25 protein-coding genes are annotated in these 22,610 nt (G+C 63.6%); 13 read left to right on the top strand and 12 right to left on the bottom strand.

Annotated elements, in window-relative coordinates; translation table 11 throughout:
* Positions 1-56: 56 nt before the first annotated feature.
* The 6 genes from QZ184_RS00950 (at position 57) to QZ184_RS00925 (ending at position 7,006) form a co-directional block, all read left to right on the top strand.
* Positions 57-1,157 carry a glycosyltransferase family 2 protein gene (locus QZ184_RS00950; protein ID WP_247477954.1) on the top strand — a complete coding sequence of 367 codons (1,101 nt, stop codon included), beginning with the start codon at positions 57-59 and terminating at the stop codon, positions 1,155-1,157.
* 2 nt (positions 1,158-1,159) lie between these two features.
* Positions 1,160-2,926, top strand: a complete 1,767-nt coding sequence (locus QZ184_RS00945) for a glycosyltransferase family 39 protein (RefSeq protein ID WP_296417730.1) — start codon at positions 1,160-1,162, stop codon at positions 2,924-2,926.
* A gap of 5 nt (positions 2,927-2,931) precedes the next feature.
* On the top strand, positions 2,932-3,600 hold the full coding sequence (locus QZ184_RS00940; RefSeq protein ID WP_296415936.1) for a phosphatase PAP2 family protein: 669 nt from the start codon (positions 2,932-2,934) through the stop codon (positions 3,598-3,600).
* Complete coding sequence (locus QZ184_RS00935; protein WP_296415938.1) at positions 3,593-4,006, top strand: DUF1824 family protein; 414 nt, start codon at positions 3,593-3,595, stop codon at positions 4,004-4,006. The genes QZ184_RS00940 and QZ184_RS00935 overlap by 8 nt, the downstream gene beginning before the upstream one ends.
* Before the next feature lie 80 nt (positions 4,007-4,086).
* A complete protein-coding gene (gene hemC, locus QZ184_RS00930; RefSeq protein WP_296417728.1) occupies positions 4,087-5,040 on the top strand; it encodes a hydroxymethylbilane synthase in 954 nt (317 codons plus the stop codon).
* A gap of 67 nt (positions 5,041-5,107) precedes the next feature.
* On the top strand, positions 5,108-7,006 hold the full coding sequence (locus tag QZ184_RS00925) for a chloride channel protein (protein WP_296417726.1): 1,899 nt from the start codon (positions 5,108-5,110) through the stop codon (positions 7,004-7,006).
* Between the two features lie 31 nt (positions 7,007-7,037).
* Here QZ184_RS00925 and QZ184_RS00920 read toward each other — a convergent pair whose 3' ends face one another.
* The 4 genes from QZ184_RS00920 to QZ184_RS00905 all read right to left on the bottom strand — a co-directional run bounded on the left by QZ184_RS00920 (position 7,038) and on the right by QZ184_RS00905 (position 10,711).
* The gene (locus QZ184_RS00920; RefSeq protein WP_010316702.1) at positions 7,038-7,625 is read right to left on the bottom strand and encodes an inorganic diphosphatase; all 588 of its coding nucleotides are present in this window, start codon (positions 7,623-7,625) and stop codon (positions 7,038-7,040) included.
* A gap of 61 nt (positions 7,626-7,686) precedes the next feature.
* On the bottom strand, positions 7,687-8,700 hold the full coding sequence (locus tag QZ184_RS00915) for an LOG family protein (RefSeq protein ID WP_296417724.1): 1,014 nt from the start codon (positions 8,698-8,700) through the stop codon (positions 7,687-7,689).
* Between the two features lie 43 nt (positions 8,701-8,743).
* On the bottom strand, positions 8,744-10,270 hold the full coding sequence (locus QZ184_RS00910) for a carboxypeptidase M32 (RefSeq protein WP_296415945.1): 1,527 nt from the start codon (positions 10,268-10,270) through the stop codon (positions 8,744-8,746).
* A gap of 39 nt (positions 10,271-10,309) precedes the next feature.
* On the bottom strand, positions 10,310-10,711 hold the full coding sequence (locus QZ184_RS00905) for an OsmC family protein (protein ID WP_247477973.1): 402 nt from the start codon (positions 10,709-10,711) through the stop codon (positions 10,310-10,312).
* A gap of 52 nt (positions 10,712-10,763) precedes the next feature.
* Between QZ184_RS00905 and QZ184_RS00900 the strand changes: the two genes are divergently transcribed.
* Positions 10,764-11,204 (top strand): DUF2721 domain-containing protein, encoded by a 441-nt coding sequence (locus QZ184_RS00900; RefSeq protein WP_363159400.1) that lies wholly within the window; start codon positions 10,764-10,766, stop codon positions 11,202-11,204.
* Here the strand turns inward: QZ184_RS00900 and QZ184_RS00895 are convergent.
* Entirely contained in the window at positions 11,175-11,585 is a 411-nt protein-coding gene (locus QZ184_RS00895; protein WP_296417718.1) for a DUF393 domain-containing protein, read from the bottom strand. The genes QZ184_RS00900 and QZ184_RS00895 overlap by 30 nt on opposite strands.
* A 76-nt stretch (positions 11,586-11,661) precedes the next feature.
* Here QZ184_RS00895 and QZ184_RS00890 point away from each other — a divergent pair, with 76 nt between their 5' ends.
* Genes QZ184_RS00890 through asnB form a run of 5 tightly spaced genes read left to right on the top strand, consistent with a single transcriptional unit; the run spans position 11,662 to position 14,815 of the window.
* Positions 11,662-12,117, top strand: a complete 456-nt coding sequence (locus QZ184_RS00890; RefSeq protein ID WP_363159398.1) for a secondary thiamine-phosphate synthase enzyme YjbQ — start codon at positions 11,662-11,664, stop codon at positions 12,115-12,117.
* Between the two features lie 3 nt (positions 12,118-12,120).
* A complete protein-coding gene (locus tag QZ184_RS00885) occupies positions 12,121-12,390 on the top strand; it encodes a hypothetical protein (protein WP_296415949.1) in 270 nt (89 codons plus the stop codon).
* Positions 12,390-12,668 (top strand): cupin domain-containing protein, encoded by a 279-nt coding sequence (locus QZ184_RS00880; protein ID WP_247477978.1) that lies wholly within the window; start codon positions 12,390-12,392, stop codon positions 12,666-12,668. Before QZ184_RS00885 ends, QZ184_RS00880 begins: the two co-directional genes overlap by 1 nt.
* Before the next feature lie 36 nt (positions 12,669-12,704).
* Positions 12,705-12,989 carry a 4a-hydroxytetrahydrobiopterin dehydratase gene (locus QZ184_RS00875; RefSeq protein WP_296417715.1) on the top strand — a complete coding sequence of 95 codons (285 nt, stop codon included), beginning with the start codon at positions 12,705-12,707 and terminating at the stop codon, positions 12,987-12,989.
* Positions 12,990-13,021: 32 nt separating this feature from the next.
* On the top strand, positions 13,022-14,815 hold the full coding sequence (asnB, locus tag QZ184_RS00870) for an asparagine synthase (glutamine-hydrolyzing) (protein ID WP_296417714.1): 1,794 nt from the start codon (positions 13,022-13,024) through the stop codon (positions 14,813-14,815).
* A gap of 9 nt (positions 14,816-14,824) precedes the next feature.
* Here asnB and clpB read toward each other — a convergent pair whose 3' ends face one another.
* The 3 genes from clpB to QZ184_RS00855 form a co-directional block, all read right to left on the bottom strand.
* Positions 14,825-17,443 carry an ATP-dependent chaperone ClpB gene (clpB, locus tag QZ184_RS00865; RefSeq protein ID WP_296417712.1) on the bottom strand — a complete coding sequence of 873 codons (2,619 nt, stop codon included), beginning with the start codon at positions 17,441-17,443 and terminating at the stop codon, positions 14,825-14,827.
* A 136-nt stretch (positions 17,444-17,579) separates the two neighbouring features.
* Positions 17,580-17,942 (bottom strand): hypothetical protein, encoded by a 363-nt coding sequence (locus QZ184_RS00860; protein ID WP_247477994.1) that lies wholly within the window; start codon positions 17,940-17,942, stop codon positions 17,580-17,582.
* 51 nt (positions 17,943-17,993) lie between these two features.
* On the bottom strand, positions 17,994-18,347 hold the full coding sequence (locus tag QZ184_RS00855) for a hypothetical protein (protein WP_296417710.1): 354 nt from the start codon (positions 18,345-18,347) through the stop codon (positions 17,994-17,996).
* A gap of 44 nt (positions 18,348-18,391) precedes the next feature.
* On the opposite strand from QZ184_RS00855, the gene QZ184_RS00850 reads away from it, so the two are divergent.
* Positions 18,392-18,622, top strand: coding sequence for a hypothetical protein (locus QZ184_RS00850; RefSeq protein ID WP_247477998.1), 231 nt, complete (start codon positions 18,392-18,394; stop codon positions 18,620-18,622).
* 282 nt (positions 18,623-18,904) lie between these two features.
* Here the strand turns inward: QZ184_RS00850 and petJ are convergent, their stop codons facing one another.
* The 4 genes from petJ to glgB all read right to left on the bottom strand — a co-directional run.
* Positions 18,905-19,246, bottom strand: coding sequence for a cytochrome c6 PetJ (gene petJ / locus QZ184_RS00845; protein WP_010316724.1), 342 nt, complete (start codon positions 19,244-19,246; stop codon positions 18,905-18,907).
* Between the two features lie 94 nt (positions 19,247-19,340).
* Positions 19,341-20,339 carry an NAD(P)-dependent oxidoreductase gene (locus QZ184_RS00840; RefSeq protein WP_296415955.1) on the bottom strand — a complete coding sequence of 333 codons (999 nt, stop codon included), beginning with the start codon at positions 20,337-20,339 and terminating at the stop codon, positions 19,341-19,343.
* Positions 20,336-21,394 carry a uroporphyrinogen decarboxylase gene (gene hemE / locus QZ184_RS00835; RefSeq protein ID WP_010316726.1) on the bottom strand — a complete coding sequence of 353 codons (1,059 nt, stop codon included), beginning with the start codon at positions 21,392-21,394 and terminating at the stop codon, positions 20,336-20,338. The genes QZ184_RS00840 and hemE overlap by 4 nt, the downstream gene beginning before the upstream one ends.
* A 26-nt stretch (positions 21,395-21,420) precedes the next feature.
* Positions 21,421-22,610: 1,4-alpha-glucan branching enzyme (gene glgB / locus QZ184_RS00830; RefSeq protein ID WP_296417708.1), on the bottom strand; the 1,190-nt coding region annotated here is incomplete at its 5' end.

Below are 22,610 nucleotides of genomic sequence, written 5' to 3'. Positions count from 1 at the left end.
CGGTTTAAGGTTCAGGCGCCGGCGGGTCTTCCCGCCGGCTTTGTCTTGAGGATTCCATGGGCTTGCGGGTCTCGATTGTTCTGCCCACCTACAACGAGCGGGGCAACATCGAGCCGCTTCTGGCCCAGCTGCTTCCCCTGGGTGAGCAGTGGGATTTGGAAATCCTGGTGGTGGATGACGACTCGGCGGATGGGACCGCTGAGCTGGTCCGCCAGCTCGCCCATGACGAACCGCGGCTCCGTCTGATCCGCCGGGTCGGGCGCTCCGGTTTGGCCAGCGCCATCAAAGAAGGTCTGCTGGATGCCACGGGGGACTTTGTCCTGGTGATGGACAGTGACGGCCAGCATGAGCCTGGCTCTGTCCGCCGCGCGATCGAGACCCTGGAAGCCGGTGGTGCGGACCTGGTCATCGGCAGCCGCTTCCATCCCGAGGCCCAGATCCTGGGGCTGAGCGATCGGCGGGAAACCGGATCGACGTGGGCCAATGCCAGTGCCCGCTTCAGCCTGCCCAAGCGCTATGCCCATCTCACGGACTACATGAGTGGCTTCTTTGCCCTGCGCCTAGAGCCGCTGCTGCCCTTGATCCGTGGCGTGGATGTCAACGGATTCAAGTTCCTCTACGAACTGCTGGCGGTGAGTCGTGGGCGCTTGAGCACCGCCGAGGTGCCCCTGACCTTCCAGCCCCGCACCTATGGCAGCTCCAAGCTGGATCTGGCCATCTTCTGGGATTTCCTGATCTCAATCCTCCACACCCTGAGCTTCCGCCTGCTGCCCAGGCGAGCCATCAGTTTTGGTTTGGTCGGTCTCAGTGGCGTTGCGGTGCAGCTGCTGATCACGCAGCTGTTCATGGCTCTCTGGGGTCTTGGCTTTGAGCAGGCGCTCCCGATCGGTGTGATCTCGGCAGCCAGCTCGAACTACCTGATCAACAACGCCCTGACCTTCCGTTTCGCTCGCTTGAAGGGCATCCTGCTGCTGCGCGGACTGTTCAAGTTCCTGCTGGTGGCCTCCCTACCGGTGATGGCCAATGTGGGCCTGGCTTCGGCCTACTACAGCCTGATCGCACCGAATGTCTTCTGGGCCCAGTTGGCCGGGATCATTGTGGTGTTCGTCTGGAACTACGCCGCCAGCAGCCGTTTCGTCTGGAACACCCCCAACTAGTGATGCAGAGGCTCAGAACTTGGCTGGATGCCAATCCCTCCCGGGCGCTCATCACGGCGATCGCTGCCCTGTTGGGCCTCTGTGTTCTGGCTTTCTTTAACCAGTTGGGAAGCCTTGGCCTCTTGGATAAAACCGAGGGGTTGTTCGTTGAGGTGCCCCGCCAGATGGTGCTCAGCGGTGACTGGGTCACCCCCCGCTGGAACGGTGAAACCTTTTTCGATTACCCCGTTTGGGGGTACTGGATGGTGGGCCTCAGCTTCCAGCTGTTCGGTGTCAGTGAATGGGCAGCCCGCTTCCCTGCGGCCCTCGCCGCCAGCGCCGTTGTCTTTGCCGTTTTTGGTCTGCTGCTAGCCCTGGCGCCATCGACGGAGTCCGTCAGTCAACGGCTGGGGCGCGCGACCCTCTGCAGCGGGCTGTTGGCCTTGAGTCCTGGCTGGGTGGGCTGGGGCCGCTCCTCTGTCACCGACATGTTTCTAGCCAGTGGCATCAGCCTGGCCCTGTTGGGCTTTGCCCTGGCCTACTGGCGCAGGGATCAACAGGTCCTCAGGCGCTTGGGCCACGTGGCGTTGGCGCTCTTCTGCGGGATTGCGGTGCTGGCGAAAGGTCCCGTTGGCCTGCTCCTACCCGGCCTGGTGATCATTGGTTTTCTGCTGCTGCGGCGTGATCTCTGGCCGGAGGTTCGTCAGACCCCATGGCTGGCGCTGCTGTCCCTGTTTTTGGGTGTGACCCTGCCTTGGTATGTGGCAGCGACCCAGGCCAACGGGTTCACCTTCCTCGCGCGCTTCATCGGCTTCAGCAACCTGGAGCGCTTCACCTCGGTGATCTACGCCCACCCAGGTCCCCCTTGGTTTTATTTGCCCTGGTTGCTGCTACTGGCACTGCCCTGGTCGCTCTATCTCCCGGCGGCAATCCTCAAGCTGCAGGTCTGGGCTCCCCAGCGCTGGCATCGCAGTGATGCGGGCGAGGCCCTCGCCCAATTCGGCTTGATTTGGCTTGTGGTGGTGGTGGCTTTCTTCTCCGCCGCGGCGACCAAATTGCCCGGCTACATCCTTCCGGCGGTTCCGGGTGCAGTCCTTCTGGTGGGCCTCTTGTTTGCGCCCCTTTCCCCGGGCACGGGCCATCCCCCTTGGCTGGATCGTCTGCAGCGGGGCAGCGGTTGGTTCAATGCCTTTCTCCTTGGGCTGATGGCCTTGGCCGCCGTCCTTGCCCCTCGCTTGATTGAGGTGGATCCGGCCTACCCCGGTTTCGCGGATGCCATCGCCCAGTCCGGCTTGCCCTGGCTGCTGGCACTCCCCTTGGCAGGTGCCTGCGGCGCGTTGATTTGGTTGCTTCGTGCGCGGTATAGCGACGCCCTGCGTTGGCTTTGGCTCCCCAATGCCGCTGGGTTTGCGGCGGTTTTGGCCTTGGTGATTCCAGTCTTGGCGCCCCTGATGGATCGTGAGCGACTGCTGCCGATCCGGGTGTTGGCCCGTCAAGCCGCGGCCTCAGCTGCGCCGGGTGAACCGCTGCTGGTGGCGGGCTACAAGCGCTACAGCGTGGTGTTCTACAGCGGTCGTCCGGTGCTCTTCGTTCACGACGCCCGTTCCGCCATCGATCAGCTGGAGGCCCAGGCTCTACCCGCTGATTCCGTCTTGGTCCTGGGGTCTGATCGGGAACTGCTGGACCTTGGCGTGGGACCTGGTGATGCGGAGCTACTGGGCCGCCTGGATGCCCACCGACTGATCAGACTGGACCGCACCACCCTCGATCAGTTGAGCCAGAGACGGTGATCGCCATGCCTCCTCTTCTGCGTGAGTGGTTGAACGCCCTTGGACGGCGCCGATTGCTGTTGACCCTGGCCATTGCGGTTGTCTTGCTGGTGGTGAGTCCAACCCTCAAGGCCAATGCCCCGGACTCCTTCGATCGCGTCCTGCTCGATGGGCTGCACCAGCGCATCCCCGCCTGGCTTGGACAGCTGCTGCTGGTTGTCTATCAAGCCAGTGGCATTCATGTGACCGCTGTTTTGGTCCTGGCTGTTCTGGGTTTCCTGGCCTTCAAGCGCTTCTGGCCTGATTTGGTCTGCGTCGTGGCCGGAACCGGCGGCATTTTGGTGATCGTTGATCGCTTGCTGAAGCCCTGGTTTGATCGACCCCGCCCCGACGCCAGCCTGCTGGAGCTGAGTGGTCGCAGTTTTCCCAGCGGCCATGCAGCGGGTTCGGTGGTCTTCTATTTCATGAGCTGCACCCTGCTGGCGGCCCACTACCCCAGGCTGCGCCGGCCGTTGTTTGTTCTCTCGAGTCTTTGGGTCGCCTTGGTTTGGCTGAGCACCCTCTATTGCCGCGCCCATTGGCCAACGGACATCCTGGCTGGGGCGGCCGTCGGTTATGTGTGGCTCAGCTTCTGCCTAGCCGGTTTCACCGTCTGGGAACGGCACCACCCCACCTCTTCCTCCATCCATGGCTGACGGGCCCTCGCTGCTGGCATCACTGAAGGGACTGCGCACGGCCCCTGAGCTCTCCTCAGCTGAGCAGGGGCAACTGCTGGAGGAACTGACCCAGGCCATGGCGACCTGCGAGTGGTTCACCGTGGGTGTGATGGCCCCCTCCGCAGCCCTTGCGGTCGCGACCCTGCGGGCGCTTGAGCAGCGCTTCTCCTGGGAGACCCTGGAGCTGGATCCAGCCGGTGAGGAGCTGGCGACGATCGAGGGTCCCGTCTTCCTGAAGGCGAATCAGAACAACGGTCGTTTTTTGGTGCGCCGTGAGAGCGGCCTTGGCGAAGGTCTGTTGATCACTGGACACAACCCCGTGGATCCCAGCACCGAGGACACCTGGGGGCCCCTTCCCCTGGCCCTCTTCGCAAACGACGACTGATCAAGACTTTGCGGCCTTTGGCCGCGATGGGCACACCACTCCCTAGGCTTGGCGGCTGTTTGCTGCCTTGATGCATTCCGATGGCTGGTTCCCAACTGCGCATTGCCTCTCGCCGCAGCCAGCTGGCCATGGTCCAGACCCATTGGGTGCGTGACGAGCTAGCCAAGGCCCATGACGGTCTCGAGATCACCATCGAGGCGATGGCCACCCAGGGCGACAAGATCCTCGATGTGGCCCTGGCCAAGATTGGGGACAAGGGTCTGTTCACCAAGGAGCTCGAGGCTCAGATGCTGGTGGACCGTGCCGACATCGCCGTCCACAGCCTGAAGGACCTGCCCACCAACCTGCCTGAGGGGCTGATGTTGGGCTGCATCACCGAGCGGGAGGATCCCGCCGATGCCTTGGTGGTGCACGAGAAGCACAAGGACAAGACCCTCGCGACCCTTCCTGAAGGGGCCGTGGTGGGCACCAGCTCCCTGCGTCGTCTGGCCCAGCTGCGTCACCACTACCCGCACCTCACCTTTAAGGATGTGCGCGGCAACGTCATCACCCGCCTGGAGAAGCTCGATTCCGGCGAATTCGATTGCCTGATCCTGGCCGCCGCCGGTCTCGGTCGCCTGGGCTTGGGCGATCGCATCCACGAGCTGATCGATCCCTCCATCTCCCTCCATGCCGTGGGTCAAGGGGCCCTGGGGATTGAGTGCCGCGATGGCGACGCCAAGGTGCTGGAGCAGATCAAAGTGCTGGAGCACGTTCCCACCGCCCGTCGCTGCCTGGCTGAGCGCGCCTTCCTGCGCGAACTGGAGGGCGGCTGTCAGGTCCCCATCGGTGTGAACACCCGTTTTGAAGGGGACGAGCTCGTGCTCACCGGCATGGTCGCCAGCCTCGATGGCAAGCGTCTGATCCGCGATCAGGTGCAGGGGGATCAAACCAACCCTGAAGCCCTGGGGATTGACTTGGCCCACAAACTGAAGGCCCAGGGAGCAGGAGAGATCCTGGAGGAGATCTTTGCAACCGTTCGGCCCGAGGCCTGACACCCTTCCGGACGGGGCCCCGCCTGAGCTCGATGAGGCTCGGCCCCTTCCGTTTCAATGGAGCCTGTTGGCCTGGGCAGCCCTCGTTGGCGGTCTGACGGGATTGGCCGTGGTCGGCTTCCACGAGCTGCTCGGCCTGATCAATAACGGTCTGTTTGGCCCGGCCGTGTCCTGGGCCCTGGCCTTGGTGGGACAGACCCAGCCCGAGCCGCCCGTTCTGCCGGTGGATCCCTTGCCGGTCGACAGCGGCACACCGCTGCGGGCCTTGCTTCAGATCGGCCTGGGGGGCGTGGGCTTTTTGCCGGATCCCACGCCGCTTCCTCCCGATCCCACACCAGCGATCACGGGTGCCCTTCCCCTGTGGTTGGCCTCCTGGCCTGTGGTGCTGATGCCCGTGCTCGGGGGATTGGGGGTCGGTCTGCTGCGGCTGTGGTCCAGGGACCTGGGTCCCGGACTGCCAAGCTTGATGGCCATGGCTGACGGCGCGGTTCAGGCCAAGCCCAAGCTGCCCTTTCAGCGTTTGCTGGGCGCTTCGCTGAGCCTGGGCAGCGGCGCGTCCCTTGGACCTGAGGGGCCCAGTGTGGAGAGCGGCGGCAACATTGGCCTGTGGCTTGGGATGCGCGGCGGACTGCCCCCCGAGTCCCAGAAGGCCTTGGTGGCGGCGGGTGTTGCGGCTGGACTGGCGGCCGGTTTTAAGGCCCCGATCGCCGGTGTCTTTTTTGCCTTTGAGGGCAGCTACAGCACCATCCCCGGCCGTCCCAGTATTCGCGCAGTGCTGGTGGCTGCGGTGGCCTCCGCCCTCGTCACGCAGCTCTGTTTGGGCAGTGACCCGATCTTTCGCCTGCCGGCCTACGAGGTGCGCTCGCCCCTGGAATTGCCCCTTTATCTGGGCTTGGGGCTCTTGGCGAGCGGAGTGTCCTTGGCGCTCCTGCGTCTGCTGGCGGCTGGCCGGAGTCCACGGGTCCAGCGCCTGCTGGGACGCCTGCCGTCTTGGTCCCTGCCTGCCCTGGGGGGCTTGGCCATTGGCTTGATGGCCCTGGGCTTTCCCCAGGTGCTTGGGGTGGGCTACGACACGATCGAGGCGCTGCTCGGCAGTGGGGGCGGCATCGCCCTATTCACCCTGGTGGGTCTGCTGCTGGTGAAGCTGCTGGCTACGGCCTTGAGCAGCGCCACAGGTTTTGTGGGTGGTGGTTTTGCTCCGTCGCTGTTTGCCGGCGCGGTCCTGGGCAATGTCTATGGCCAACTGCTGGGGGACAGCGGTTTTGGCCTGCCGGTGGCGGAACCCCCCGCCTACGCCATGGTCGGGATGGCTGCGGTTCTGGCCGGCAGTGCCCGCGCCCCTTTGACCGCCCTCTTGCTGCTGTTTGAGCTCACGCGTGACATCCGCATCGTCCTGCCGCTGATGGCGGCCGCGGGTCTGAGTGCAGCCTTGGTGGAGCGCTGGCAGGGCCTGGCTGACCCCGGTCTGCTGGGGCCTGATCTGATTGAGGACCAGCGCCGTCATGCCTTGGCATCCCTGCCCGTGCTCGATGCCTTTGAGCCCGAGGCACCGCTGGTGCTCAATGCTGCGGAGTCGGCCCAGTCAGCGCTGCAGCAACTGCTCTCGGCCCATGGTCACTGCCTGATGGTCGAGCAGGACAACTGGGTGGTGGGCCTGGTCACCCTGGCTGACCTGCAGCGGGCCCTCACCGGCTTGGGGCCGACTGTCACCTTGGCGGACTGCCGGCGCTCGGAGCTGCTCTGGCTGCCGGCTTCCGCGAACCTCGCCCAGTTGGAAGATCAGTTGCGTCCCAACGGCCTGCGTCAACTGCCGGTCTTTGATCTCGCCCTGCCGGACCTGCCCCATCTCCCCAGCGCCCTCCCTGCCACGGGCCTTCCCGTGAAGGCCCTGCAGGGATTGGCCAGCCGCGACGGCATGGCGCGGGCCGTAGCTCGAGCCCAAACGTCCGCAGACTCCAAGCCATGAAAAAAGCCCCCGGTTGGGGGCTTGGCTGCGATCAGTTGACCAGCTTGGGCGCGATGACTTCCATGTAGCGGGCCTCGCACTCCTTGACGATCTTGACGGCTTCTGCGGAGTCGAAGAAACCATTGACGCGGCAGGTGCCGGGCTTCTTGAGGTCCTTGTAGTGCTCCCAGTAGTACTGGGTTTCCTTCAGCCAGTGCTCACCGAGTTGGGTGTAGCTGGTGATGTGGTCCATGCGCTTGTCATCGGCCAGCACGGCAATGACCTTGTCGTCGACTTCGCCGCCGTCGTCGAATTTCATGATGCCGATGATGCGGGCTTCCACCAGGGAGCCGGGCACCAGGGGCTCGGTCACACCGACGATCTCGATGTCGAGCGGGTCGCCGTCCTCATCCCAGGTGCGGGGGATGGTGCCGTAGGCGAAGGGGTAGGCCAGGGAGGAGTAGCCGACGCGATCGAGCTTGAGGTGACCGGTTTCGGTGATCAGCTCGTACTTGTTGATCGTGTTGCTGTTCAGCTCAACGATGGTGTTCAGCCGCAGTTCCGCTTCATCGGCAAAGGCCGGCAGCACGTGCAGCAGGTTGAGCATCGTGCGGCTTGGGGCGTGGTCGATGTTCGCCATCAGGGCAGCGGGCCTTAAGGATGGGCGGCATCCTACGGAGTTCCCGGAACCGGCCTTTGGCCTAGGCCGCGAGCAGCTCGGAGCTCGGATCTTCCTCATCCGGCTGGGCTTGGCAGGCCTGGATCCAGGACCAGGCTTCTTGCGCTGAGTCGGTGAACCTGACGAGCTCCAGGTGCTCCTCGCGGATCAGCCCGCAGTCAGCCAGGTAATCAAAATCGATCAGCCGTTGCCAAAAATCCTTGCCAAAGAGGATGACGGGCATCTGACCCTTGATCGCGGTCTGGCGGAGTGTCAGGACTTCAAACAGCTCATCAAGGGTGCCGAAGCCGCCGGGGAAGAGGACTGCAGCGGCCGAGCGTTTGACGAAGTGGAACTTGCGTAGGGCGAAGTAATTGAACTGAAAGCAGAGCTCGGGGCTGATGTATGGGTTGGGCTCCGGTTCCCCCGGGAGCTTGATGCTCAGACCGATCGAGCGTCCACCGGCATCGAAGGCACCGCGGTTGGCCGCTTCCATGATTCCGGGGCCGCCACCGGTGACGATCACATGGTTGTGATGACCGGCCTGTTGGTCCGCCGAGACCAGCCGGCTGAACTCACGGGCCGCGTCGTAGTACCGCGAGAACTCCAACTGGGTCTGGCTGCGTCTCAACTGCCGTTGCAGTGGGCCGCTGTTGGGGTTACGGGCGAGTTCGGCTTCTGCGGCGGCCAGTCGCCCCTCGGCAGCGGAGCGCTCAATGATGTTCACCCCACCAAAAATGATGATGGTGGACTCAACGCCCTCGGCTTCAAGGATTTGCTGTGGCTTGGTGATTTCCAGCAACATGCGGACGCCGCGCATCTCCGCGCTGGAGAGCAGTCCCTCATCGGCGTGGGCCAGCTGATAGCTGGAGGACTGCAAAATCCGGCTTAGGTTTTCATTGACCAAGCGCTCGTCTTCACTGCGCCTGGTTGCTTCCGCACCGGCAGAGTTGCTGTCTTGGCTGTTAACGCTCTGCCCATGCTGCTGGGGCGAGAGATCGAAACTGGCCTTGCGGGGGAATTGATTTGCCATCTCTTTCCTTTCGCGCAGACCCATCAGAGCGCAACGGTCAGCGTTTGCACACCTTTGTTCCGTTTCTTCACGCGGCGAGTCGTTCGAGCTTCTGCTGCAGGTAGCGGAGGAAGGGGTGATGGCTCAAGGGGGAGCCTGAAACCTGCTCCACCAGTTCCATGGCGTTGACACTGCGCCCCAGGGGGTACACCCGCTGTTTGAGCCAGAGGCCCAGGGCTGCGTCATCGCCCGCTTCTAGTAGCGATTCGATCGGACCGAGCTGCCCTTCGATCGTCTCGCTGATCTGGGCGCTGATCAGGTGTCCCAGGGCATAGGAGGGGAAGTAGCCAAAGAGTCCTTCACTCCAGTGCACGTCCTGCAGGCAGCCCTCTCGGTCGTTGCTCGGCTCGATGCCGAGGAGCTCCTTCATGGCCCGGTTCCAGGCACTGGGCAACTCCTCAACGGGCATCCCCCCCTCCAGCAGTGCGAGCTCGAGCTCGTAGCGCAGCAGCACGTGCAGGCCGTAGCTGACCTCATCGGCCTCCACCCGGGTCAATCCCGGAGCGATCGGATTGAGATCGCGCCAGAACCCCTGGCTGCTCCCCCAGACGTCCTGGCCAAGGGCCTGGGCGAAACGCGGATGCCAGCGGCAGGCCATGGCCTGGCTGCGGGCCAGTCGGTTTTCGTAGAAGAGGCTCTGGCTTTCGTGAACGGCCATGGAGGTGGCTTCCCCCAGGGGCCAGGGGAACCAGTGATCCCCCGTGCGCGGCAGTCCCTGTTCATAGAGGCTGTGCCCCCATTCATGGGCGGTGGCCAGGAAGGCCGAGAAGGGTTGTCCCTCGACGACGCGGGTGGTGATCCGGAAGTCATCCGGCCCCAGGGTGCTGGAGAACGGGTGGGGTGAGCGGGCCCGGCAGCAGCGCTCAGGGTTGTACCCCCACTCCTGCAGCAGTTGATCGCAGAGGCTCTCCTGGGATTGGTCGCTGAGATCCCAGCGCTCAGTGCTGCCCTTGGGGAGCGCCTGGGCTCGCTCAAGCAGCGGCGGCAGCTCGTTGCGCAGGGGAAGCAGCCAGCGGCTGAGCGCCTCTTTGCTGACGTCCGGTTCAAAGGGTTGGGCCAGGATTTCCCAGGGGCTTCGCTCCTGGCCCGAGGCATCCCGTTCGGCCGGAGCTAGTTGGCGTGCCTGCTCGAGCCGCAGATCAATCAGGGATTGGAGGGCCGGGGCAAAGCGAGCGAAGGCGTTGTCGCGCTTGGCCTCCTGCCAAAGGGCGTAGCCCTGGGCCTGGGCCTGGGCCAGTTGCCCCACCAGGGCAGGATCCAGGCGGGACTGCCGCTCCCATTGCTGGCGCAACAGTTGGAGGTTGCGCTGCTGCTCGTGACTGGCCTGGGCTCCTGCTTCGGCCTCGGCATTGGCCAGCAGATCGGCGTATTCCGTTGAGGTCTGCCGCTCGTGCAGCTGCAGCGCCAGCAGGGCCAGCTGCTCGCCGCGCCAGTGGGCCGATCCCGGCGGCATGGCGGTGTTCTGGTCGAAGTAGAGCGTGCTCTGAATCCCTCCGAGCAGTTGGGTGGTGTGCAGGTGATCGCGAAGCTGTGCGTATGCCTGTCCTGCGCTCAAGGGAATGCCCGGCTCTGGGCGCGACCCTAGGCACTGTCCTCAGCTCCAGTGGAGCTGCATCGCCACGGCCCCTTCAAGGCTCAATTTGACCGGGCAGTTTTCAGCGGCTTTGCGCAGGATCTTGCGGGCCTTTTCATCGAGGTGGGCCGGTAGTTCGATCCAGACCTCGAGCTGGGCGATCTTGCGCGGGGCTTCGCTGGTCATGACCTTCTCCACCCGGGCCGTGCATCCCTTGAGATCCCAGTCGTGGCGTTCGGCGACGATGCCCATGATCGTCAGGATGCAGGTGCTCAGAGCTGTCGCCACCAGGTCGGTTGGTGAGAAGCGCTCGCCCTTGCCTTGGTTGTCGGTTGGGGCATCGGTTTCCAGGGCGGAGCCCGATGGCCCGTGCAGCGAGGCACAACGCAGGTCCCCGCTGTAGCTGCTGTTGATTTGGGTCACGGGGCGGTGAGTGGTTGCCGCCAGGTTGGCAGTTTTGTCTCGCCTCGCTTAGGTGGACCTGTCGATGTGGCTGACGATGGATCCCGGAGCTGGCTCACCGATGCTCGGCTTGGCCAAGGCGATTCAGCTCTCAGTGGCCCCAGTGTTTCTGCTGACGGCCATCGCGGGCCTGTTGAGTGTGATCAGTAACCGCCTGGCCCGTGTGCTGGACCGGGCCCAGCGGTTGCAGAGCATCCGGGACGAAGCCATGGATCTGGCGTTGTTGAAGCGGCGGATGACCCTGCTGACCCGAGCCAGCGAAGCGGTCACCACAACCGGCGTACTGGTGGCAGCCGTGGTGGCGGTCACCTTCATCAGTGCGATCGCCGTGATTGACCTGACGGCGATCGTGGTGCCGCTGTTCGTTGTGGCGATGCTCTCGCTGATGGTGGGGCTATTGACCCTGCTGTTGGATACCCGCGTCTCAGCGCGTCTGATCCGCCGTCGCTTCTAAGCGGCAGTTGCAGAGTTGATCCAGGTTCGGGCGTCCCGTGAGGGCGAGGCGCCAGTGGGCCCAGAGGCCATAGGCCCAGTCCGCCAACGGTCCGACGATGGGCCAGGCCGTCGGGGCGTACAACCAGCCCAGACCGATCAGGCGATAGGCCTCGCGAAAGACTGCGACGTCCCTGAGGACCGTTCCATTCCGTTGGATGGCATGGATGCGCCCCATGGCCTGCCGGTAGCTGATGCCCTGGTGCTGCTCCGGGCTGTAATCGCTGGCGTTGATGTCGACAAAGGCGATCCGCGAGTGCTGATCTCTTTTTCGCAGGAAATTCACCTCCCGCAGACAGAGCGGGCAGCCACCGTCAAAGAGGAGTGTGAGTTCTGTCGTCATCTGCCCAGCCTGAACGATGGCCAGGGGGCGCCGTGGCTGATCGCTTTGACTGGAGCCGGGTTGCGCTGGATCAGTGATGGGCTTGCAGCAGGCGCTCGAGCAATTCGAGTTCAACAGCAGCGGCAAGGGGTTCTTGCGCATCGACCCTGAGCTGAACCGCTGGATTCGCTCCACGGGCCTGCGTCAGGGCGTCCTGCATCTGAGTGCTCTCCACACCAGCTGCAGCCTGACCATTAATGAGAACGCCGATCCCCGAGTTCTCGATGACCTGGCGGCCTGGATGGAGGCCGTGGTTCCTCAGGTCGCCCATGGCGCCTTGGATGGCTCTGATTTCCTGCGCCGTTATCGCCATGACGACGAGGGGCCCGACGACATGCCCGCCCACATCCGCTCGGCGCTGACCAGCCAAACCCTCTCCCTGAGCGTTGTGGATGGGGAGTTGCTGCTTGGCATCTGGCAGGCGGTCTACCTCTGGGAGCACCGTTCGAGGCCCCAGTGCAGGCGGGTCGCGGCCCATCTGGTCGGGGAGTGAGTGATGACGCTTTCTCTCGAGGAACTGACCGCGGCGCTGACGCGCCTGCAACAGCGGGTGGAGGCCTTGGAGGCGGAACTGGCATCCCTGCGTGGCCGGGACCTCTCGCCTTCAACCCAGTTGGCGCGGCGCAATGCCGAGCGACTGGCGGAGGAGGTGCGGCGCCGCAGGGAGACCACACCGGAGCCTGAGGAGGACACGGATATTGATCTGCTGATCGATCGCTTGCACGATCTGGCCCTTGAGAATGGCCCCAGTTCTGGCAGCCGTTGATGGCCTCATCAATCACCGTTGTCCATGGGCCTGAGCCTGCCCAGCTCGAGGCGTTGGGGGTGGAGCAGTGGCCGATCTGGAGCTGCGAGATCAGCTCCTTCCCTTGGACCTACGACGAGCAGGAAACCTGCCTGCTGCTGGAGGGGGATGTCACGGTGACTCCCGAGGGCGGTGAACCGGTGCGCTTTGGTGCCGGTGATCTGGTCACCTTTGCGTCCGGTCTCTCCTGCCACTGGGATGTGCATCAGCCTGTACGCAAGCACTACCGCTTCGGTTGAGCCGCGCCAGGCTGAGGGCTGTTGGATGGGTTGCTGATGGCTGCTGTTCCGCTGACTCCGGCTGAGATCGATCAGCTGCCGCAGCAGTTGCCTGGCTGGAGCCTGGTGGATGGAAAGCTCCACCGAGAGTTGGTTTTTGCCGATTTCAACGAGGCCTTTGGCTTCATGAGCCGGGTGGCCCTGATCGCCGAAGCGATGGGCCATCACCCGGAGTGGCGCAACGTCTGGAACCGGGTTGTCGTCGATCTCACCACCCATGACACCGGTGGGCTCTCCAACCTCGATCGGCAGTTGGCGCAGCGGATCAGCGCGTTGCTTTGACCGTAGATTCACCCCACTGAGGATCGCCTCGCATGTGCGGATTGGCAGGCGAACTCACGCGTGGATCGGCCGAGACCATGCCTCGCGCCCAAGCCGAGCGCATTGCTGAACTCCTGGTCCACCGCGGCCCTGACGACGCCGGGATTTGGCAGAGCCCGACCTGCACCCTGATCCACCGCAGGCTCTCGATTCAGGACCTCTCCCCGGCGGGGCACCAGCCGATGCAGTCCCCCTGCGGGCGCTATCGGCTGGTTTTTAACGGCGAGATCTACAACTACAAAACCCTGCGTGCCCAGCTGGAGGCCGAGGGTGAGACCTTTGTCTCCACGGGCGACACCGAGGTGCTCCTGCGGCTGTTGATCCGTGAGGGGGCCTCAGCCTTGCCTCGCCTGCGCGGCATGTTCGCGTTCTGCCTGTTCGACCAGGAGCGCCAGAGCGCCCTGCTGGGCCGGGATCCCTTTGGGATCAAACCGCTCTATCTCTACCGATCGACAGACCAACGCCTGCTGTTCTCATCGGAGGTGCGGGCGCTGCTGCGCAGCGGATCAATCCCTCGTGAACTCAATGGGGAGGCGCTGCAGCACTACCTGATGTTCGGCTGCGTTCCCCAGCTCGGGACCTTGGTCGAAGGATTAAACGCCCTGCCGCCCGGCCATCTGGCCCGTTGGGCCAACGGCGCGTTGACGATTGAACGCTTTTGGCAACCCCGCTTTGGCGAGGAGAAGGGCGACACCTATGGCGACTTGGTGGAGCGAACACGCAGGGCCGTTAAGGAGAGCGTCGAAGCGCACATGGTCTCGGATGTGCCCGTGGGTCTGTTCCTCTCTGGCGGCCTGGATTCATCGGCGATCCTGGCGGCCTCTGACCAACGGCTGACGACCCTCTCGATCGGTTTTGAAGAGGAGGCTTTCGATGAAAGTGCCCTCGCCGAGCAGGTGGCCCAACGCTTTGGTTCCGACCATCGCCGCCTCTTGTTGCGACGCGACAAGGCCTGGTCCCGTCTGCCGGCGTTCTTTGATGCCCTGGATCAACCCAGCACCGATGGCTTCAACACCTACTGCGTCTCAGCTGAGGCGGCCGATGCCGGATTGAAGGTGGTGATGAGTGGCTTGGGGGGCGATGAACTCTTCGGCGGCTACCCGCTGTTCCAAACCGTTCCGAAGTTGCTGGCGCTGCGTCAACGGCTTGGACCGGCCGCCTGGGCCGCTTCCCAGCTGATTCGGCCCATCAAGCGTGCCAAGCTCCAGCGCTTCTCGGACTACCTGGCCAGTCCGCCCGGTGTGCCCGCGGCCCACCGCTGCATGCGCACGATTTTTTCAGCCCGCGAGGCCTCCCGTTTGATCAAGCTCTGGGATCTCCCCGCTCCATCAACGCCTCCCCTGCATGAGGGGTTGGAGGCGGCAAGTCTCGCCGATCAGATCGCCTGGCTCGAGACGTCGAGCTACATGGGAGCGATGCTGCTGCGCGATAGCGATGCCCTCTCGATGGCGAGTTCACTGGAGCTTCGGGTGCCGCTGGTCGATGTCGCTCTCTTTGAGGCTCTCGCGCCCATCGCCGCCTCAGAGCGCTTGGCCCAGGGGAAGCAACTGCTGCGGGATGCCTTCCCGGAGGTGACGGCGGTTCTGCAGGACGCCCCCAAGCGTGGGTTTGTGATTCCCTTTGACCAGTGGCTCCGCTCGCCATCGGCTAGTAGCGGTCTTCCTCAACTGGATCTGAAGGCGGCATCGCGGCGGGTTGACCTCAGGCCCTGGGCGCGCCAGTGGGGACTGCTGGTTCTGGCCGATTGGTTGGAGCGCAACATGGGGATTGCGCTCCAACCCGGCTAGTTCGAGGGACTAGACCAACAGCGGCAGCTTGCTGGGGTCCACCTGCTGGAAGCGCAACGTCTCGCCTTCCACGTCGACGGCCACGTCGTGACCGGCGCTGAACTGCCCCGCGAGGATCCCCTTGGCAATCGGCGTCTCCAGCTCCTTCTGGATCGCGCGCTTCAGCGGGCGGGCGCCGTAGACGGGGTCATAGCCAACCCCGGCGAGCCAGTCGAGGGCATCGGCATTGACCTGCAGCCCCAGCTTCTTGTCCTCTAGGCGCTTGGCCAGCCGCTGGATCTGCAGCTCCACGATCTGCCGCAGTTCCTCCTGCTTGAGGCTGTGGAAGATGATCGACTCATCGAGTCGGTTGAGGAACTCGGGGCGGAAGTGTCCGCGCAGGGCCTCATTGACTCGTGCTTCCATCTCGCTGTGGCGAGCGGGATCACCGGCGAGATCCAGAATCGACTGGCTGCCGATGTTGCTGGTCAGGATCAGGACGGTATTGGTGAAATCCACCGTGCGCCCCTGGCCATCGGTGACGCGACCGTCATCGAGGATCTGCAGCATCACGTTGAAGACGTCGGGGTGCGCCTTCTCCACCTCGTCAAAGAGGATCACGGCGTAGGGCCGGCGGCGAACGGCCTCAGTGAGTTGTCCTCCTTCCTCGTAGCCGACGTAGCCCGGAGGCGCTCCGATCAGACGGCTGACGGTGTGCTTCTCCATGTACTCGGACATGTCGATGCGCACCATCGCCTCTTCGCTGTCGAACAGCTGGGAGGCCAGGGCCTTGGAGAGCTCGGTCTTGCCCACACCGGTGGGGCCGAGGAAGAGGAAGCTGGCGATCGGGCGGTTGGGATCGCTTAAACCAGCGCGGGAGCGTTGGATGGCGTCAGCCACGGCGGTCACCGCCTGCTCCTGGCCGATCACCCGGGTGTGCAGTTCATCCTCGAGCTGCAGCAACTTCTGCATCTCGCTTTGCACCAGCTTGGCCACAGGAATCCCGGTCCACTTGGCGATCACCTCAGCGATGTCGTCTTCAGTGACCTCCTCACGCAGCAGCGACTTGTCATCGCCCTCGCCCGTGAGTTCCTCTTCTTTGGCGGCCAGCTTTTTGTGCAGACCCGTCAGGGTGCCGTACTCCAGCTCGGCGGCCTTGTTGAGGTCGTAGCTGCGTTTGGCCTGCTCGATCTGCAGCTGCACCTGCTCGATCTCCTCTTTGATTGAGCTGAGCTCATCGATGGAGCCTTTCTCTTTTTGCCACTGGGCATTCAGGGCGCTTTGCTGCTCACTGAGGTCCGCGAGTTCCTTCTCCAGCCGCTCCAGCCGGTCCTTGCTGGCGGCATCGGATTCACGTCCGAGCGAGAGCTTCTCCATCTCCAGCTGCAGGATGCGGCGATCGAGTTCGTCGATCTGCTCCGGCTTGGAGGTGATCTCCATCTTCAGGCGCGCGGCGGATTCATCCACCAGGTCGATGGCCTTATCCGGCAGGAAGCGATCAGCGATGTAACGGCTACTGAGCACTGCTGCGGCCACCAGGGCGTTGTCGGCGATGCGCACGCCGTGGTGCACCTCGTAGCGCTCCTTCAAGCCCCGCAGAATCGAGATGGTGTCTTCAACTGTGGGTTGATCGACAAAGACCTGCTGGAAGCGGCGCTCCAGGGCCGGGTCCTTCTCGATGTGCTGACGATGCTCATCAAGGGTGGTGGCGCCAATGCAGCGCAGCTCACCGCGGGCGAGCATCGGCTTGAGCAGGTTGCTGGCATCCATGGCGCCACCGCTGGCACCGGCGCCGACCACGGTGTGGATTTCGTCGATGAACAGCACGATCTGTCCCTCGGAGGCCGTGACCTCCTTGAGCACAGCCTTGAGCCGCTCTTCGAATTCACCGCGGTACTTGGCCCCGGCGATCAGGGCCCCCATGTCCAGGGCAATGAGCTGACGGTTCTGCAGGGCCTGGGGGACGTCTCCATTGACGATCCGTTGGGCGAGCCCTTCGACGATTGCCGTTTTGCCCACGCCGGGTTCACCGATCAGAACGGGGTTGTTCTTGGTGCGGCGGCTGAGGATCTGAATCGTGCGGCGAATCTCCTCGTCGCGACCGATCACCGGATCGAGTTTTCCATCGCGGGCCGCCTGGGTCAGATCGCGGCCGTATTTCTCCAGGGATTCGTAGGTGCCTTCGGGGTTCTGGTCAGTCACTTTCTGGGATCCGCGAATCGCCTGAACGGCCTCTTTGAGCTGGGCGGCATCGCTGCCGGCTTGCTTGAGCAGTTGTTTGCCGCAGCGATCATCACCCGCCAGGGCGAGTAGTAAATGCTCGATGGCGATGTAGCTATCGCCGTAGGACTCCTTGAGTCCATTGGCTTGATCCAGGACGCTGTTGAGTCCTTTGCCGAGATAGACGTTCTCAGGCGCAGAGCTCAGGGATGGCTGCCCTTCGATGTAGGCCTCGATGGTCTGGCTGAGGGTCCCCACATCCACCCCGGCCTTCTCCAGCAACCGATTGGCTAGACCCTGTTGAGCCAGGAGCGCGGCGAAGAGATGCTCGCTTTCCATCTGCTGCTGCCGGCGCTGCTGCGCGAGCTGCTGCGCTGCAACAACTGAGGCCCAGGCTTTCTCGGTAAACAGTTCGGCGGTGGGATGCATGGCGGTCCTCCCTCAACTGGGTGGTGACCAAACCGTATGGCGATTGTTTGGCTTTGAAGGAGGGGAGAACCGAAGTTGCAGCTTCGGTCCTCCACCCCTCGGGGATGCAGGCCGTCCGCTCCGGACGGTTTTCCGATCAGCGGGGCGAGCCGTTGTAGATGACGTTGCTGACCGTGCGGCCATCGCTTGAGATCTGGATCTCGGTTTCCGTGGTGGCGGGAGTGCCCTGCTGCTGCCAGCCGGGTGCACCGCCGAGGAATTTGAAGCGGAAGCCCTGGCTGTTGTTCTGCGTCAGGCAGCTGCCGCCGCCATCACCGGTGTTGAACATGCAGGCGGCGGGGCGATAGACGCTCAGGCCACCGTTGTTATCCACAGCCCAGTTGCGGGCGGAATTGAGGGCCCGGACGTTGGCGGCGCTCACCTGGGCGAGGGCAGGAAGGCTGCTGAGTACAGCGGTCGTTGCGACCAGCACAGAGGTCTTCACCAGCGACTTGAACATGACCGTTGCTGCGGAATGAGAGGAGTCCTCCTCAGTGTGTCCAGAGTTTTTCTATTGGGCAGCCGGCAGGGTCAAGACACCACTGGTCTGGCTGCAGAGCCTGGTCGGGCAGCCGTCGGCTCCGTAGATCGCATCCGCCGGGGAGAGACAGCCCAGCCGGTTTTTCGCCGCAACGGCGCTCGGTGCGATCCGTAGGGGTTGGAGTGCTGGCAGCTCGGGGTTGACCACCAGTCGGCAGCGCTTGGCCTCAAGGACGCGCAGCGCATTCGGCCCAATCGCCGCCGGTGTTCCCCCTCCTTGAATCAGTTCGAGTGGGGCGAAATCAGTGCTGGACTGGGCTTTGACCGTCGTCCCCAGCAGCGTCAGGCTCAGCAGCAGTAGCGGCCAGGCTCTCTCTCTCGCCATCATGGCTGGGTCCAGTGACTCCAGTCTGGTCAAGACACGCCGAGATGCCCGTCGATTCAGCAGAGCAAGAACCCTCCCGGTCTGAATTGGTGCAGCGGTTAGCCCAGGAGTCCTTCACCTTCGACGGCACAGCCCGCGACCCTGAGCGCAATTGCTGGCTTGTGGTGCATCGCCATCAGCATGGTTGCCTGCCGAGTGAATACGACATCCGCGAGGTGGATGAGGCGCTCTATCTCGAGGTGCTTGAGGCCCGGCGTGCTCTGGCTCAGTCCTGACTCCAGTGGCGCTCGGCGGTTTGTTGTGCACTGCCCGTACCGCCGTCAGCTGCATTTCTGAGCGGTGGAATCGCGGCGAGTTTCGAGCGCTTGAGAAAGTCCACGACCGATTGCTCTTGAGTCGTTCTGCTCCTGTCGTGGCCTGTGCGGTTGCCCATGGCGTTGGCTGTTGCGCATCGTTCACCCTCGCGCGCTCAGCCTTGTACGGCAACGGCTCTCGCCTTTAGCAGGCATAAAAAAACCGCCCCCGAAGGGGCGGTTTGGTCTGTGGGGTCTGAGAGATCAGGCCCAGCCGTTCTGGCTCTGGGACTCGACGTAGGCAGCGACGTCAGCGATGTCACCTTCGCTCAGCTTGCCGCCGAAGGCGGGCATGGCGTTCTTGCCATTGGTGACCTGGTACTGGATGGCCTCTTCGTGACCAGCGCTGTAGTTAGCGAGGTAGGACTCGAGGGCCTCTTTCTTGAGGGTGCGCTCGGCGTTCACCACGTTGCCGCCGCCCATGTGGCAAGCAGCGCAGTTCGCGGAGAAGATTTGAGCGCCGTGGTCGGCATCAGCGGCGAAGCTGGGGGAAGCACCCAGCACCAGCGCCAGGCAAAGGGCAATCAGGGAGAGGAGACGGCGCATCTGAGCTCGTGCAACCTGGCCAAATTAAGAGGCCGAAGTGGCCCTCGTCGCGTTTGCTGCAGAGGTTCGCAACATTTGAAACCTCCTGTTGTGATTAGCCCCGGTGTTTCAGCCCGGCGTCCTCGAAGACCGCCTCGAGCGTGGGCGCATGGCTCACCAAGCCAAAGCGCTCCGGAGGGCTGATCGGGTCGTGGACAAAGTGCCGCTGGCGGATCGAGAAACGATCCCAAGCATTCACTTCGATCCGCAGCAGCTTGATCAGGCCTTCAATCAGCCAACCCTGGAGATCCAGGCCAACTGGTGGGTACCAGGCGCGGCGCCAGCGGCAGAGGCGTCTGACGGTTTCATCCACCGTCACCATCGGCTGTCCCAGCACCAAGCGTCGGACGGCACCCTGGCCGACCTCTGGATTGGGCTGATGGGGATGGGTCGCCAGGTGGACGCAAACCCGGGCGATGTCGGCCGCATGGATGAAGTGGAAGCTGGCCTCGGCCCGCAGCCACTTGGCCAGCCAGAGCCAGCGGGCGCCTTCCTTCAGTCCGGCCGTCAGGTAGCTGGTGGGGAATTTGCCGCCGCCGTCCACCCGTCCGCCAAACACAAGTGTCGGGAACACCGCCACGATGCGCTGGGCCAGGGGATGTTGCTCCAGCTGCTCCAGGCACTGGGCTTTGGTTTGGATGTATTCGGTGCCGTAGGGCATCGCCTCCGGCAGCAGCTTCAGGTCCTTGTTGAGGATGCTCGCGGTGGAGAAATAGACCACCTGCTCCAGCACCTCTGGATTGGTGGCCGCCAGCATCTGCTTCACCGCCACCACGTTCACCTGTTGGGCCCGTTCGGGATCGCCCCAGGCGGTGGCGGTATGGATGATGCGGGTGGCCGAGGCGATCTGGGCGCGGTGGGGTTCCACATCGCGTAGGTCGCCCACCAACAGGGTGATGCGCGGATCGTTGGCCGGGACGGCGGTCAGCTTGCTGGGATCGCGAAGCCAGAGCAACAGCTCGGCGTCGCTCTCGCGGTAGAGCAGATCAGCGATGTGCTGGCCAACGCAGCCGCTGGCCCCAGTAATCAGGATCCGTGCGGGGGCCGAACTCAAACCGCAGCTCCGAGGCGGTCCATCACGGACTTGCCGGCTTCGAAGAAGAACTGACCGTTCTCTTCAGGGGTTCCAGGAAGGATGCCGTGACCCAGGTTCAGGATGTGCTTCCGGCCGCGGGCCTTACGCACGCAATCGTCGATGCGATCGCGGATCGCGTCTTGGCTGCCGAAGAGCAGGCCGGGGTCCACGTTGCCCTGAACGCCGATGTGCTCGGGCATGCGGGCCAGGCCTTCAGCCATATCCACGGTCCAGTCCAGGGAGACGATGTCCACACCGGTCTTGGCCATCCGCTCAATCACGCCAGCGCTGCCGGAGATGTAGAGGATGAAGGGGGTGTCGGGGTGGGTCTGCTTGACCAGGTCCACCACCTTCTTTTGATAGGGCGCGGCGAAGGTGTCGTAGTCAGCTGGGCTCAGCTGACCGGCCCAGGAGTCGAACATCTGCACCACCTGTGCACCGGAATCGATCTGGTAGCGCAGGTAGTTGGCGATCGACTCGGCGAAGTGATCCAGCAACTTGTGCAGGATCTGGGGTTCGCGGAAGGCCATGGCCTTGATCACCGCGTAGTTCTTGCTGCTCTTGCCCTCAACGACGTAGGCCGCCAGGGTCCAGGGGGCACCGACAAAACCGAGGACGGCAGCCTCGTTGCCCACGCTTTGGCGCAGGCGGCCCAGCACCTCACCCACAAAAGGCATGGTCTCAGCCGGGTTCAGGGGAGTCAGGGCCTCCACCTGGGCCATCGAGCGGATGGGGTCCTGGATTTGGGGCCCCTTGCTCTCGATGATGTCGAAGTCAATGCCCATGCCGGGCAGGGGCGTGAGGATGTCGGAGAAGAGGATGACGCCGTCGGGCTTGAAGGCGTTGAACGGCTGCATCGAGATCTCGTAGGAGAGATCCGGGTTCTCCGAGCGCTCGCGGAAGCTGGGGTATTTGTCGCGCAGGTCGCGGTAGATCTTCATGTACCGGCCGGCCTGGCGCATCATCCAGACCGGAGGACGCTCCACCTGCTCACCACGGGCGGCGCGCAGCAGCAGAGGGGCGTTGGAAGACATGAGGACCAGCGAAGGGGCCTTGGAACCTACCCGAGCAGACCCCCGATTGAGGCCTTCCAGGCGCCGGGTTCCGCCGCATCGTCATGAACTTCAGTCTCGCCGGCAGCCTGGCCCTCCTGGCTGCGCTTCTCATCCCGCTTGAAGACCAGCACCGACAGGGGGGGCAGGCAGAGATCGAGGGAGTTCTCGTAGCTGTGAATGCCCCACTCGTCGGTGAACTTGCCGCCGAGGTTGCCCAGGTTGCTGCCGCCATAACGGGCGGCATCAGTGTTCAACACCTCGGTGTAGAAGCCGCTCAGCGGCACGCCCACCCGGTAGTGCGAGTGGCTTTGCGGGGTGAAGTTCGCCACCACGACCAACCATTGGCCGGTCGTGCTCTCCCGGCGCATGAAGCTGATGACTGAATGACGGTTGTCATTGCAGTCGATCCATTGGAAGCCGTACTCCTCAAAGTCATCCCGCCAGAGAGCTGGTTGTGACTTGTAGAAGACGTTCAGGTCATCCACCAAGCACTGCAGGCCTTGATGGGGCTCGTACTGCAGCAGATCCCACTGCAGGTCACCCCAGACATTCCATTCGGCCCGTTGGCCGAATTCCATCCCCATGAAGATGGTCTTCTTGCCGGGATGGGTCCACATGTAGGCCAGCAGTGCCCGGGTGTTGGCGAACTTCTGCCAGTCGTCCCCAGGCATCTTGTGGAGCAGGTTGCTCTTGCCGTGCACCACCTCGTCGTGGCTCAGGGCGAGCATGAAGTTCTCGGTGTAGGCGTACCAGATCGAGAAGGTGACGTTGTTCTGGTGGAACTGGCGGAACCAGGGGTCGAGCTCGAAGTAATCGAGCATGTCGTGCATCCAGCCCATGTTCCATTTGAGGTTGAACCCCAAACCGCCCATGTCCGTGGGCTTGGTCACCATCGGCCAGGTGGTGGATTCCTCGGCAATCGAGAGGGCCCCAGGGAAGTGCTGGAAGAGCACGTGGTTGGCCTGCTGGAGGAACTGAACCGCTTCGGTGTTCTCCCGCCCGCCGTGCTCATTGGCAATCCACTCGCCATCGGGACGCAGGTAATCCCGGTAGAGCATCGAGGCCACCGCATCGACGCGGATGCCATCGATGTGGAACTGCTCAAACCAATAGATCAGGTTGGCAACAAGGAAGTTGCGGACTTCGTTGCGGCTGTAGTTGAAGATCAGCGTTCCCCATTCCTTGTGCTCACCGA

The organism is Vulcanococcus sp. DEBay_Sum22DG08_74 (genome assembly GCF_017852955.1).
Taxonomy (GTDB): domain Bacteria; phylum Cyanobacteriota; class Cyanobacteriia; order PCC-6307; family Cyanobiaceae; genus Vulcanococcus.
The sequence above is the reverse complement of the archived record's forward strand: the minus strand, read 5'-3'. Positions and strand labels throughout refer to the sequence as shown.